This window comes from Longimicrobiaceae bacterium, from assembly GCA_035696245.1.
In the GTDB taxonomy this organism is placed as follows: Bacteria; Gemmatimonadota; Gemmatimonadetes; order Longimicrobiales; family Longimicrobiaceae; genus DASRQW01.
Genome location: DASRQW010000236.1, coordinates 1 through 13,032 on the forward strand (window position 1 = coordinate 1; position 13,032 = coordinate 13,032).

Sequence of the window (13,032 nt, forward strand, 5' to 3'; positions counted from 1 at the left end):
CACAACGCATCATCCACGCTCCAGATCGTCGGATCATCCGGTCTCTTCTTCTTCGGCTCGCTCATACGCGACAGTCTAACTCTTCCTCAACTTTCCGGATAGGGTCTTACTGGTACTTCACCATCGCCTGCACGTACACGGTATCACCTGAGCCCTCGACTGAAAACCCGAACGCAGCCACCCCTCCCAGGGGCTCCCAGCCTTGCCGCATCGCCTCCCGCACCTGGTACTCGAGCCCCACGCGAGGGTGTGGCTGTAGCGAGTGGAACCGAGCCTCTACCAGCATGTACTCTGCGATCTTTCGCTCCATCATCGTTCCTCTCTGTCGTGGTTCATTGAAGGTCCCCGCACCGCCTCACTGATCGCCAGCGCCATCATGCACGCGCCGCCCTCGATCCCGCAAGCCGCACGTGGAAACTTAAAGGCAAAAACGCGCACGGTTGCTGGTTTCGTGTCCGGCAGACCGAACACAACGTAGGGGGCAGGCCGGAACCTTAAACGTGAAAGAGCCCGCAGTTGCTGAGGTTTTTGTTGGCGCCTCGGGTCGGTTTGCTTGGATAGAACGAAACGTGCGAGGCCGCTCTCGGATGGGCGCGGCCTCGCGCTTCTATCGCGGTACGAACCACTCCGGATGAGGAACGGTTCCTCGTTGACCTTGTCGTCGTCAAGCAGGTTGACAGGCGCAGCCCGGCCGATGGACATCTCCCGATCTGGCCACCCTCCGTAATCCGGAACGAGAGGGCCTCACACGGAGGCGATGTCGATGTGCCGCTCGCTATTCGCCCACGATGGCTGGAGCCAGCGCGCCGCGCTCTCCACCTCGGGCATGCTGAGGCCGTGGCCGCCGGGCGTCCACTCGTGCGTGACGTCCGCGCCGGCGGCGCGCAGCATGTCCGCCAGCCGCTGCGCGTTGTTTGCGGGGATCACGGGGTCCGTGCGGCCGGAACCCATGAAGATGCGCGTGCCCGCCAGGTCCGGCGCGGCCTCCGGCTGGAGCGGCACCATGGCCCGGAAGAGCACCGCGTTCCGCAGCAGCCCCGGCCGCAGCAGCAGCGCCGCCGAGGCGATGTTGGCGCCGTTGCTGAAGCCCACCGTCACCATCCGCCCCGCGTCGAAGCCGTAGTGCGCCGCCGCCGCCCCGACCCACTCGGCAAGCTCGTGCGTGCGGGCCACCAGGTCCGCCTCGTCGAACACGCCCTCGGCCAGGCGGCGGAAGAAGCGCAGCATGCTGCCCTCCAGCACCTTGCCGCGCGGGCTGAGCATGGCGGCGCCCGGCACCAGCGCCTGGCCCAGCTCAAGCAGGTCGTGCTCGTCGCCGCCCGTGCCGTGCAGCAGGAGCAGCGTGGTGCCCGCCGCCGCGCCCGAGCCGGGCACCCAGCGGTGGACGAAGTCCCCCGCCGCGGCGCTCACCGGCCCTCCACGGGCAGCGTGCCGGGCAGGTGGAAGGCCGGCAGCACGCGCTCGATCTCCGCGCGGCGCGGCTCGTACTGCGGCGGCAGCATCAGCGCCTCGCCCAGGCGCTCGCGCGGCTCGTCCACGTCGAAGCCCGGTGCGTCGGTGGCCAGCTCGAACAGCACGCCGCCCGGCTCGCGGAAGTACACCGAGTGGAAGTACTCCCGGTCGATCACCGGCGTGGGCTGCGCGCCCGCGGCCTCCGCGCGCGCGCGCAGCTCCAGCTCGCCCGCGTCGTCGCCCGTGCGCCACGCCACGTGGTGCACCGTGCCCGCGCCGCCCGCCCCGCGCGGGAAGCCGCCCACGGTCCGCACGTCCACCAGCGTGCCCGGGCCGCCGTCGCCCGCCGCGAAGCGCGAGACGTTGCCCTCGTCAGCCACGTGGCGGAAGCCCAGCGTGTCCGTGAGCATCCGCACCGTCTCCTCTCCCGCCTCCTCCCACAGCGCCACGGAGTGCACGCCGCGGATGGCGTGCTCCGCTGGCACGTCCGCGCCCTCCCAGGCGCCGCGCGATGCCGCGTCCGGGTGCACGGTCAGCTCCAGCAGCAGCCCGTCGGGATCGCGGAAGGCCAGCACCGGCGCCCCGAACCGCCGCGACGGGCGCTCGTGCTCCACGCCGTGCGCCACCAGCCGCTCGATCCACCAGCCCAGCGACTCCGGCGGCACTGCCAGCGACGTCACCGCCGCCTGGCCCACGCCCTGCCGCCCGCGCCGCGCGCCGGGCCATGGGAAGAAGGTGAGGATGCTGCCCGGCGTGCCCGCCTCGTCGCCGTAGTAGAAGTGATACGTCTTGGGGTCGTCGAAGTTGACCGTCCGCTTCACCATCCGCAGCCCCAGCGTGCCAGCGTAGAAGTCCACGTTGCGCTGCGGGTCCGACGCGATGGCCGTGACGTGGTGAATGCCGAGTGCGCTGGTGCTCATCCGTCCTCCATTTTCCCTCCGGCGTTCCGCGCCGGTGCGTGGGCCGGCCACGCGGCCGGCCCGTCTCCAATCCCCCGAAACCCGCCGCCGCCGCTCCCGCTCAGCGGAAGTCGGCCACGTCCTCCACCGCGTGCCGGTGGTGCGGGAAGCCCTCCTCGTCCGCCACGCCCAGCGCAACCAGCGCGGGAACGGTGGCGTGCGCCGGCAGGCCCAGGATCTCCTTCACCTCGTTGGGCTTGAAGCCCAGCATGGGCGAGGTGGCGTAGCCCAGCGACTGCGCGGCCAGCATCAGGTATCCCAGGGCGATGTAGCTCTGCCCGGCGCCCCACGCCTCGCGCTCCTCGTCCGTCTTGCCCGCGAAGGTGTCGCGCACCTGCTGGGCCACCGCCGGGCGCCGCTCTTCCGGGTAGTTGGGGTGCACGGTGCGCTCGATGTCCCCCAGCGCCCCCGCCACGTCGCTGTACATCACGATCACGGCGGGCGCGGCGCCCACCTGCGCCTGGCCGTAGGCCGCGGCGCGCAGCCGCTGCTTCAGCTCCGGGTCGCGCACGACCACGAAACGCCAAGGCTGCACGTTGAAGGCCGAAGGCGCCAGCCCCGTGACCCGCAGGATCTCGCGGAGGTCCGCCGCGGGCACCGGCTGGTCCTTGTACTTCCGGATCGACCGGCGCGCTTCGGCGGCCTCGGTCACCGTGAGGGTGGTGCTTTCCGTGTACATGGTGCTCTCCTGTTGCACGTGTGGAAAATGCATCTATGAACTATCCGTTTGCAGCCATGCGGGCGCTGTACCTGCTCGGGCCGATGCCAGTCTGCACCGTCTCGGCCGTGGGTCGTCCCGAAGGCAAATAAATCTTACTACTAAGATACATGGATTGGCATGCGAAGTCAACCCGTCAGCGTGAGTCCGTCTGCAGATCGACTCGGTAGATGCACGCAGGTGCGCGCTTCCTCGCGTCGGCACGTGAGCGCCCGATCGCCGGTGTTTGACTCAGATGCGGTCGCCCGGTAGGCTCAGCTATTGGGAGAGATGAACGTCAGACGAGGGACGGACGATGAAGGCGCTCTGCTTCGACAGGTTCGGCGGGCCGGAGGTGCTGGAGTACCGCGAGCTGCCCGATCCGCAGGCCGGCCCGGGCGAGGCGATCGTGAGGATGCGCGCCGTGGGGCTCAACTTCGCCGACGTGTACCGGCGGAAGGGCAGCTACCACCTGGCTGGCCAGCCGCCATACGTCCCCGGATACGAAGGCGCCGGCGTCGTCGTGCGCGTCGGCCCGCCCCCAGCGACGGAGGACGCGGATGCGGGGAAGATGCCGCGCGTCGGCGACCGCGTTGGCTTCGCCGACGTGCCGTTCGCGAATGCGGAACTGGTCGCCGCGCCCGCGTCGAGGCTCATCCCGCTCCCGGACGACGTCTCGTTCCAGACGGCCGCCGCGTCGCTGCTCCAGGGGCTCACCGCGCAGTACCTGACGCGCGACAGCCACCCCGTCGCGCCGGGGCAGACGGTGGCGGTGCACGCGGCGGCCGGCGGCGTGGGCCTGCTGCTCGTGCAGATCGCGAAGCTGCTTGGGGCGCGCGTGATCGGCCTCACGTCGAGCGAGGAGAAACGCGCCGCGGCGCTCGCCGCCGGTGCGGAGCAGGTGGCGCTGTACGGGGAGGAGTGGGTAGATGCGGTGCGCGCGTTCGGCGGTGGGACGGGTGTGGACGTGGTGTACGACTCCGTGGGCTCCACCCTGCGCGACAGCCTGCGCGCGGTACGGACTGGCGGGCACGTGGTCTTCTACGGCATGGCCGGCGGCGACCCGCAGCCCGTGGACCCCCGCCTGCTGATGGACGAGTCGAAGTCGCTCACCGGCGGCGACCTGTGGAACGTGCTCACCGGCCACGCCGAGCGCGTGCGCCGCTCCGCCGAGCTGTTCGGCTGGATCCGCGACGGCCGCCTGCACGTGGAGGTGAGCCGCACCTTTCCCCTCGCCGAGGGCGCCGCCGCCCACGCCTTCCTCGAAAGCCGCCGCAGCATCGGCAAGGTCCTGCTGGTGCCGTGAAGCTTCTCGTCGCTTCGGGCCAATGAAGTAGCTCCCGGATTCCGTCTCGCCCCGCTCACCGGAGCCGAGCTCGCATCACCCGAGACGTCGCACCGCGGCTCCGGTGAGCGGTCGCCGGCCCAACGCGATCTGCATCCCGGCTCCTGGTTCCGGAAGAACGCGAGCCCTCCGCTCGGAAGCGGAGGGCTCGCTGGCATCTGCCGTGTCCTGCCCCCGCCGTTACGAGGTGGCGAGCGAGGGCGGGTTCGCGGGCACGATGCCCGTGGTGTCGGTGGGCGCGGTGGGGTTTTGGGGCCCCTGCTTCGCCTGGAGCGGGTCGGTGGGCCCGGCGCTGCCGCACGCCGCCGCCGAAGCCGCCATCACGCTCGCCGTCAGTGCCGCGTAGAGCACGTTCCGTTTCGACGTCATCGCACTCCTCCTGGTTCGGAACCCTTCCCGCCGGACCCTCCCGGCAGCGGCTATTCCCATTCGCATACTCCATGCCTGCAACGGGTTAGCTGCAAGCAGGATGGAGAAACGGTCGAATCGTAGTCACTCGCCGAGGCGCGGAACGGAGCATCGGGCGAAAGTCTGCGGTAGGCATCAGCCCACCGTCCTGAGCCTGCCGGATCTAAATCAGCCTGGACCAATGAAGCGGGGGCCTTCGCGCTGCTGCCCAGAGAGGAGTATCGCGAGAGCATACCCGTGAGGACACCGGCATCTACAGGTTCGGCGTGTCGGTCTTCGCGTAGACACACAAAATAGCCACGACGACAATCGTATGCAGACGAATTATGTTGCTAGCGCGTGTTTCCGCGATTATCCTCTTGGCGCCTTCCGAACGGCGGAATTCCCGCCATCCCACCCCCGCGTACAGTGAGGAAACGCATCATGGCCCGGTACCACGAAGTCGTGCAGGAGCTCGTCGGTCTCATCAAGAAGAACAAGTGGGGAGGTGACTTCGAGAAGGCGATCGAGAACGCGCGCGCCAAGAACATCCCCGAGCTGAGCGACATCCGGAACCTGGACGATTACCTGGGCTACATCGACGGGTTGCTTCGGTGGGTGCCCAGCGAGGACTTTCCGGGGCGGGAGGTCTACAACCGCATCTGCAAGTTCTACTTCATCCTGGACCAGGACCCGGTGGTGAGGCTGCAGACGGCCGTGGTCCCGCACCCGGACGCGCCGCCGCTCACCCCGCTGTCCGCGTGGATGGTGCGCTACGCCAACTCGATGGGCGCGTTCCTGGACACGCCCGAGTCGCTGACGCCCGAGTCGCTGAAGTCGTTCTTCGATTCGCCGAGCTACAACATGGACGACTACATCGTCCCTCACGGCGGCTGGAAGACCTTCAACCAGTTCTTCGCCCGGAACTTCAAGCCGGGCTACCGGCCCGTGGCGGCGGTGGCCGACCAGCACGTGATCGTGTCGCCGGCAGATTCCACCTTCGCGGGCCAGTGGGAGATCCGCCCCAACTCGCAGGTCACGGTGAAGAACCTGCACTGGTCCATCGAGGAGCTGCTGGAGGGCAGCCCGTTCAAGGACCGGTTCACGAACGGGCAGTTCATGCACGCCTTCCTCAACACCACCGACTACCACCGCCAGCACGCCCCGGTGGGCGGAACGGTGGTGGAGGCGCGCGTGATCCCCGGGCAGGTGTACCTGGAGGTGGACGCGGACCCGGTGCCCGGCGACCCGGACGGACGTCACCGCCTGCGCATGCGCCGCACGTTCGACGCGCCGGACAACGCGGGCTACCAGTTCGCGCAGGCGCGGGGGCTGGTGGTGCTGGACACGCCCATCGGCCTGGTGGCGGTGCTTCCCATCGGCATGGCGCAGGTGTCGTCCATCATCCTCACCGCCGAAGAGGGCGTCACGCTGCGCAAGGGCGAGGAGATCTCGTACTTCCAGTTCGGCGGGTCGGACATCATCGTGCTGTTCGAGGCGCGCAGCAACGTCTGCTTCAGCGCCCAGCCCAACGTGCACTACAAGACCGGGACGAAGATCGCCCAGGCGTACCCGGTGATCTGACGGTCCGGGCGCTACGACATTGGTAGAGATACGACGGGAGGATGCACCGGCGGCCGGTGCATCCTCCCGTCTCTGCATCTCCCTGCCACCTCGTGCCCGGGATGCTGCGTCCCGGCGGACGAGGATCCGCCGCTACTGCTCCTGCTGCGGGTGCGGCGCGCCGCCCTGCTGCTGGGCATGCATCATCTCGGCGCAGCAGCGGGCGCAGTCGCTCATCTGGCCGTCGTGGCCGTCATGCCCGCCGTCCATCGGCCGGGGAGGCATGCCGGGGCCGCCGTGCATCTCCATCCCCGGTCCGCCGTGCATCTCCATCCCCGGTCCGCCGCGCATCTCCATGCCGGGGCCGTGCATCGCCATCATCTCGTGGTGCATGTCCGCGACCTTGCGGAGCTGGTCGGCCGTGAGGATCGCGTGGACGTCGCGCATCATCCGGAACTGTGCGACCGCCATGTCGGTCTCCGCGCGGGAGTGGCGCTCCAGCGCGGCGCGGAAGGCCGCCTCGTCCTGCGCGTCCCACCGCGGCGGGCCGGCTGCGCGCATCGTCTCGGTCATGCGCTGGTGCTCGGCGCGCGCGCGGGCATCGAGCGCCTGGAGCCGCGACACCTGGTCCGCGTTCAGGCCCAGGTCGGCGCGGTGCATGAGCAGCATGGACACCGGCGACTCGGCGGGGCCCATCATCCCCTCGCCCATGCGCATTCCGGGCGGCATGGGGTGGCGCATGGCGCCGGCCTGCGCCTCGGGCATGCAGCCTCCGGGCTGGCTCTGCTGTCCCGCCACGCACACCGGTGCAGGCTGGCGGTCCTGCTGCGCGGCCGCCGGCGCCGCGATACACGCCGCCGCGAAGGCGAGCGTGAGAAGCTTTGCGTTCATCTGGATCTTCTCCGAAAGTCGTGAGATGTGGGGCGGTGCGATGCGCATCGCCGCCTGTCCTGCCGGATCGACGCCGCTGCGGGCGGGGCTCACGCTCTCGGAGGGTGGAAGGGTCCGCGGGCGAGCAGGAGGTCCGGCGCCTCGCCGGGCACCGCGAACCCAGGTGCTGCGGATGCGACGGGTGGCGCAGCAGGCGTAGTGGGGGGCGATGCGAGGGCGGCCAGCCATCCGCCGGGACCACCGGCCATCGGACACTCCGGCATCCGCGGCGGCGGACAGCGATGCATCGGCATTCCCGCATCATCACCGGCGAGGCGCATCTCCAGCGCGTGCGCGTGGAAGCGCCGCATCGCTCCCGGCATCTCGGCGCCGATGGTCGGCGGCGGAGGCGGGCCCTGCATCTCCCGCATGACGGCGCACTCCGCCCACTGCCCGGCCGCCGCCGAAACCGGCAGCAGCAGGAGCGAGAGCAGCGCGAACGCGGTGCGGAGACGCGGGATCATGCGGTGACCATCATCCCTCCCATTGTGGGCGAGCTTCGCGATTCCGTTCTTCCCTCCACCCGCCGTCGAGGGCGCACATCCGCGGTCCGGGGTCACGGCCGTAGATGCGTGGCGGACGGAGGCGTCATCGGTCGCGGCACGTAGAACATCTTCAGTCACCGCGTAGTTCCATCGCCGTGGCAACGACGAGGCGGACGGCTACTCGAGCCGGCGCAGGACGCGAAGGGCGAGCGCCTTGAGCCTGCCGCGGTACGGCGGGAAGAAGACGTCCACCATTGCGGCGCGCCCCTGCACCAGCACCGACCGCTCGTGCGAGAACGCGCGGAAGCCGAAGCGGCCGTGGTAGCTGCCCTGCCCGCTCTCGCCCACGCCGCCGAACGGTAGGCTCGGGTTGGCGAGGTGGATCAGCACGTTGTTCACCACCGTCCCGCCCGCCGAGGTGCCGCCGATGAGGGCCTCCACCACCGCCCGCCGACGGCTGAAGACATACATTGCCAGCGGCTTGGGCCCGCGGCGCACGTGCGCCACCACTTCTTCGATCGAGCGGAAGGTGAGGATGGGCAGGATGGGCCCGAAGATCTCCTCGCGCATGGCGGGCGAGTCGGCGCGGACGCCGGTGAGCAGCGTGGGCGCCACGTAGCGCCCGGCCTCGTCCGTGCGCCCGCCCGCCTCCACGCGTGCGCCTGCGGCCACGCTCTCGCGCAGGAGCGCGTCCAAGCGGCGGAACGCCCCCGCGTCAACGATGCGCGCGAAGTCCGGCGATCGCTGCCGCTCATCTTCCGTGGCGCCATAGAACTCCGCGATCGCCGTCTGAAGCTCCGCCACTAGCTCGCGCTCGCGGCCGGCGTGGACCATCACGTAGTCCGGCGCCACGCACGTCTGACCCGCGTTCACGAACTTGCCCCAGGCGATGCGCCGCGCTGCCGCGCGCACGTCCGCCGTCTCGTCCACCACCGCCGGCGACTTGCCACCCAGCTCCAGCGTCACGGTGCCGAGGTGCTTCGCCGCGGCAGCCATCACCTTTCGGCCCACTGCGGTGCTGCCGGTGAAGAACACGTGGTCGAACGGCAGCTCCAGCAGCGCCTCCGCCGTCGCCACGCCTCCACCGACCACCGCAACCTCTTCGGGTGGAAACGCATCCGCCACCAGCCGCTCCAGCACGCGCGCCGTGTGCGGCACCTTCTCGGACGGCCGGAGGATGGCGCAGTTGCCGGCCGCCACCGCCGCGACCAGCGGGTTGATGAGCAGGTTGAAGGGATAGTTCCAGGGCGAGAGGATGAGCACTACGCCCTACGGCTCGTACCGCAACTCGCTGCGCGTGCCGGCGAGCAGCAGCGGCGTGCGGGCACGCACGGGCCGCATCCACCGCTTCACGTGGCGGATGGCATGGTTCACCTCGTCCAGCGCGGGGTGAACCTCGGCCACCTCCACCTCGGTCGCCGGCTTGCCGAAGTCCGCGTGCATCGCTTCCGCCAGGTCGCCGCGGTGGGCGATGATCGCATCGCGCAGCCGCCGCAGCTTGGCAACGCGGTCGCGCGCGGGCGCCGCGGCCACGCTCCACCGGTTCCGCTGCTGGAGCGCGAACACCTCCCGCGCCTGCGCGATCTGCGCCGCATCGTCCGCATCTCCCGCGGGCTCCCCCTGGACGGTAAGCTGCGGAAGCGGGTAAGGGATGATGTTCATCACCGCACCGGCAGCTTCGGCAGCACTTCACCGCTCCCGCCGGCCGCGTCGTCATCCGGCCGGTTGCCAGGCCCCTTTGCGCTCAGATCCATCGCTCCCTCCACGGTGCCGGATCCACTGGCCGCCCTACCGGCACGGGCTGCGCCACCGCTGACCCAAACAGGGGCTCGGCCGACGTCGATGCCGTGATCGCGCCGCTCCGCATCCCTTCCAGCATGCTCGCCATCATCGTGCGGAGGTCTTCCGCGAAGTCTACTCGGAAGCGTCGCAGGTCCGGGTCGTCCATGGCGCGGCAGACCACGGCGCTCGGCTCGTGCAGCTGCCACACGCCCACGACGAGCGCCTGGAGGTGCACCATGAGCCGTGCCCCTTGGCCGCGCGAGAGGAACGGCAGACGCGACTCCAGCAGCCCGCCGGTCGCAGCGACCCGCGCGTAATGCGTACGCTTGAAGGCGAGTGCCGTTTCGAGCTCCACGTTGTGCTCCACGATGGCGCCCATGATCGAAAGCAGCCGCGCCAGTGTCTCACGTCCCGCGAGGGAGCTCACGAGCGCGTCCGCCACCTCCGCCGGCCGCCACTCGCCGGCACGGTTGACGAGCCGCGCATCGACGTCGCTGAACCAAATGTCGGAGAGCTGTTCCACCAGCGCGAGGAATACCTCGTCCTTGGTGCGGAAGTAGAGGTACAGCGTGCCTTTCGCGAGCCCGGCCCGCTCGGCGAGCGCCGCCATGGTGAACGCCACGAACGACGGCTCCTCCTCGTACATCCGCAGTGCCATGTCCAGGATCGCCCGCCGCCGTCCCCGCTTGTCCTCGTCCGACCTCGCCCGGTGCACTTTCGCCATCGCAAGCCTCTGGAAGATGGTGCGACTCCCTCACCCGCAGAATAGTGACTGTGGGTCAGAAGTCAACGCTGCCGTGGAAGTTGACGGGTCTGAGCTTGCGCGCCGGTGAGGGTACCGCCGATACGTCTGAGGCCAGAACGAGAAAGCGCCGCGGCTCGGAAGAGTGCGGCGCATAGCGAAGTCCGTCGTGGCGGCGGGATCAGCCCTGATCGCGGGGCTTCCGGCGGATGGGATAGTGGTACGGCGCAGGTTCTTCCGTCTCACGGATCTCGGCCGCCAAGGCGCGGAGGGTGTCCATCCAGGCAGGCGGCGGTGCCTGGGCGCGCCGGTATGCGGAGTCCAGGTACTCGATCAGCCCGTCCACCGCTTCGGCGCGGCGGCCGTCGGGCACGTTCTCGAACATCTCCATCACCAGGATGGGGATGTCGAGCGGCCCGTCCAACGCCTCGCCGTGGCGGGCGCGCTCGCGCAGGTAGGCGGTGCGCAGCTTGGGCCAGTTCTTCCGGGGGCTCACATGGTTGTTGACGAACTTCTCCAGCGAGCTGCGGTGCACGTCGATCTGGTCCGACATGTACCGGTACGAGGTCTCCTTCACGCGCATGTGGAAGTAGGCACGCACCTCGTCCACGTGCACGCGCTCGTAGCGGTGCCCGGTTTCGGCGGCGGGTTCGTCCGCGGCCTGTCCCTTCCGTCCCTCATCCGGTGGAGTACACTGGCGATGATAGGCGCCGGTCTCAGGCTCCGCAAGGCCGCTTTCGTGCGGTCGCGCCGCCGGAACCCGCGACCCGCGCCGAGGTCCACCGTCTCATCGTTGGACGGGACTCGGCGCGCAGCAAAAGAAAACCGCCGGCCGGCAACTGCCGGCGGGCGGTGAATCCATCAGGAGAACAGGGTCGAAGAAGGCTACTTCTCGCCATCGTCCGGCGGCGGCGTGCCCTTCTTCTTGCCCGGCCGCGGCTTGGGCAGCGGGTACTCGACGCTGGAGGTGGAGCCGGGGCGCTGGATCTCGCGCTCGGCCATCTCGCGCACCTTGTCGATCCATTCCGGGCGCGGTGCGTCGGTAAGGCGGAACATCTCCTCGTAGTGCTGTCCGGTGCGCAGCAGCACCTCGGCGCGGCGGGCGTACGGGATGCCCACCAGCGTCTCGAGCAGCAGCAGCGCGATGTCTTCGGGGTCCTGCAACGATGCGTACCTCGCGCGGCGGTCCCGAAGGTACCAGCCTCTCATCTTCTCCCAGACCTTCTCCGGGTCTCCCACCTCGTAGCGGAAGTTGTCCACGGAGCTCTTACCCACGCCGATCTCGCCCGCCAAGTCGCGCAGCGAGTCGGTGGTCAGGCGGAACTCGACCCAAGAGCGCACGCGGCCCACAAGCGCGCGCTTGTTGAGCCGGCCCTCGTCGCCGCCATCGGAACGGTCCCGCTCGGGATCACGTCCATTGTGTCCATCGTCAGGTGGAGTACACTGTCGATTTTAGAGCGCGAAGCGGTTGCCCGCAAGATGCCGCCTCGTCGTGCGGCTCCAACGGAGTCCGTTCAGCCGGCATGCGGCCACGGCTGCTTCCGGTAGATGTGTCGATCACCGTCGGTGATCGGTCGTAGAAGGTTTGCGGGGATGGCAGAATACCGATCACGCCCGATCTTGGGGATGTTGGATCTCCACACCCCTTTCCTGCCGTCGTGTGTACCTGTAAGATGTGCTCTCCGTCCACATCTTACAGGTACACGCATGGCACGCATTGGCATCTTCGCCGACGAGAGCGGCAACTTCGACTTCTCGCGCGGGCCGGGTGCGAGCCGGTACTTCATCCTCACGACCGTGGCGTGTGCCGACTACGGCGTGGGCGATGCGCTGATCAGGCTGCGGCGCGAGATCGCGTGGCAGGGTCACGGCGTCAACTCCGAGTTCCACGCCACCGAAGACTCGCTGGAAGTGCGCGGACGCGTGTTCCGCCTGCTGTGCGAGCACGAGTTCCGCATCGACGTGACGATCCTGGAGAAGGCGAAGGCCGCGCCCTGCACCCGGGCGAGCGAGGATGCTTTCTACCAGCACGCTTGGCAGCACCACCTGGCGCACGTCGCACCGCAGATCGTCTCGCCCACGGACGAGCTGTTCGTAGTCGGCGCATCGCTGGGCACGAAGAAGAAGCGCGCATTGATGCACCGGGCGGTCAGGGACGTGGTGGATGCCGTCGCCCCGTGCGCGGAGTACCGGACCGTCTCGTGGTCGGCCGATAGCGAGCCCTGCCTCCAGGTGGCTGACTACTGCTGCTGGGCGCTGCGGCGGAAGTGGGAGCTGTGCAATCTCGCGGAGTACAACCTGATCGCCCGGAAGATCGTGACTGAGGTCGACCTGTGGGCGGGCGAGACGGAGCTGTACTATTGAAGTGGCGCTTGACACGGAAGAAGGCGGGGCCTATTTTTGCAGCAGGAAGAATCCGGCATTTGCGGTTGGCGAAAGAGCCCCTGGGCTCTGCCGCGGGACACCGAGGCTAGCCAGCCGTGCCGAGATCCAGGAAGGGCGCAACGGAGCAATCCGGTGCGCCCTTCTTTTTTGCGTCCACCTCTGTCATCTAGAAGTCTGTTGAAAAACGCTGCGCCTCAGGGTGTGAAGCGGTAGATTGAGGGAGCGAATCTACTGGTGAACTCCTCTTCTGCGTAGAGCGATGCTCGGGCGAAACGACACTCCGCTGGAGCTGTTCCAGATGGTGG

The 13,032-nt window shown here is 69.0% G+C and carries 12 protein-coding genes and 1 pseudogene; 3 read left to right on the forward strand and 10 right to left on the reverse strand.

The features are described 5' to 3' along the window. Positions 1–744 precede the first annotated feature (744 nt). The 3 genes from VFE05_11180 to VFE05_11190 form a co-directional block, all read right to left on the reverse strand. The gene (locus VFE05_11180) at positions 745–1,410 is read right to left on the reverse strand and encodes an alpha/beta hydrolase (protein HET6230622.1); all 666 of its coding nucleotides are present in this window, start codon (positions 1,408–1,410) and stop codon (positions 745–747) included. Beyond that, on the reverse strand, positions 1,407–2,372 hold the full coding sequence (locus tag VFE05_11185) for a ring-cleaving dioxygenase (protein HET6230623.1): 966 nt from the start codon (positions 2,370–2,372) through the stop codon (positions 1,407–1,409). The genes VFE05_11180 and VFE05_11185 overlap by 4 nt, the downstream gene beginning before the upstream one ends. A 100-nt stretch (positions 2,373–2,472) precedes the next feature. Beyond that, a complete protein-coding gene (locus VFE05_11190; protein ID HET6230624.1) occupies positions 2,473–3,090 on the reverse strand; it encodes a nitroreductase family protein in 618 nt (205 codons plus the stop codon). A 334-nt stretch (positions 3,091–3,424) separates the two neighbouring features. Between VFE05_11190 and VFE05_11195 the strand changes: the two genes are divergently transcribed. Further along, a complete protein-coding gene (locus VFE05_11195; protein HET6230625.1) occupies positions 3,425–4,414 on the forward strand; it encodes a quinone oxidoreductase in 990 nt (329 codons plus the stop codon). Positions 4,415–4,633: 219 nt separating this feature from the next. Here VFE05_11195 and VFE05_11200 read toward each other — a convergent pair whose 3' ends face one another. Further along, on the reverse strand, positions 4,634–4,822 hold the full coding sequence (locus VFE05_11200; GenBank protein HET6230626.1) for a hypothetical protein: 189 nt from the start codon (positions 4,820–4,822) through the stop codon (positions 4,634–4,636). 462 nt (positions 4,823–5,284) lie between these two features. On the opposite strand from VFE05_11200, the gene VFE05_11205 reads away from it, so the two are divergent. Then, a complete protein-coding gene (locus tag VFE05_11205) occupies positions 5,285–6,424 on the forward strand; it encodes a phosphatidylserine decarboxylase (GenBank protein HET6230627.1) in 1,140 nt (379 codons plus the stop codon). Between the two features lie 132 nt (positions 6,425–6,556). On the opposite strand, the gene VFE05_11210 is transcribed toward VFE05_11205, so the two are convergent. From VFE05_11210 to VFE05_11235, 6 genes and pseudogenes are all read right to left on the reverse strand, one after another. Beyond that, the gene (locus VFE05_11210) at positions 6,557–7,294 is read right to left on the reverse strand and encodes a Spy/CpxP family protein refolding chaperone (protein HET6230628.1); all 738 of its coding nucleotides are present in this window, start codon (positions 7,292–7,294) and stop codon (positions 6,557–6,559) included. Positions 7,295–7,383: 89 nt separating this feature from the next. After that, positions 7,384–7,797 carry a hypothetical protein gene (locus tag VFE05_11215; GenBank protein ID HET6230629.1) on the reverse strand — a complete coding sequence of 138 codons (414 nt, stop codon included), beginning with the start codon at positions 7,795–7,797 and terminating at the stop codon, positions 7,384–7,386. Positions 7,798–7,995: 198 nt separating this feature from the next. Further along, positions 7,996–9,480 (reverse strand): annotated as a pseudogene (locus VFE05_11220) (aldehyde dehydrogenase family protein). An 82-nt stretch (positions 9,481–9,562) separates the two neighbouring features. Beyond that, positions 9,563–10,324 carry a TetR family transcriptional regulator gene (locus VFE05_11225; GenBank protein ID HET6230630.1) on the reverse strand — a complete coding sequence of 254 codons (762 nt, stop codon included), beginning with the start codon at positions 10,322–10,324 and terminating at the stop codon, positions 9,563–9,565. A 199-nt stretch (positions 10,325–10,523) separates the two neighbouring features. Further along, positions 10,524–10,952: a hypothetical protein gene (locus tag VFE05_11230; GenBank protein ID HET6230631.1), complete on the reverse strand. Its 429-nt coding sequence runs from the start codon at positions 10,950–10,952 to the stop codon at positions 10,524–10,526. Positions 10,953–11,227: 275 nt separating this feature from the next. Then, positions 11,228–11,683: a hypothetical protein gene (locus tag VFE05_11235; protein ID HET6230632.1), complete on the reverse strand. Its 456-nt coding sequence runs from the start codon at positions 11,681–11,683 to the stop codon at positions 11,228–11,230. A 366-nt stretch (positions 11,684–12,049) separates the two neighbouring features. On the opposite strand from VFE05_11235, the gene VFE05_11240 reads away from it, so the two are divergent. Further along, positions 12,050–12,706, forward strand: a complete 657-nt coding sequence (locus VFE05_11240; GenBank protein ID HET6230633.1) for a DUF3800 domain-containing protein — start codon at positions 12,050–12,052, stop codon at positions 12,704–12,706. The last annotated feature ends 326 nt before the right edge of the window (positions 12,707–13,032 follow it).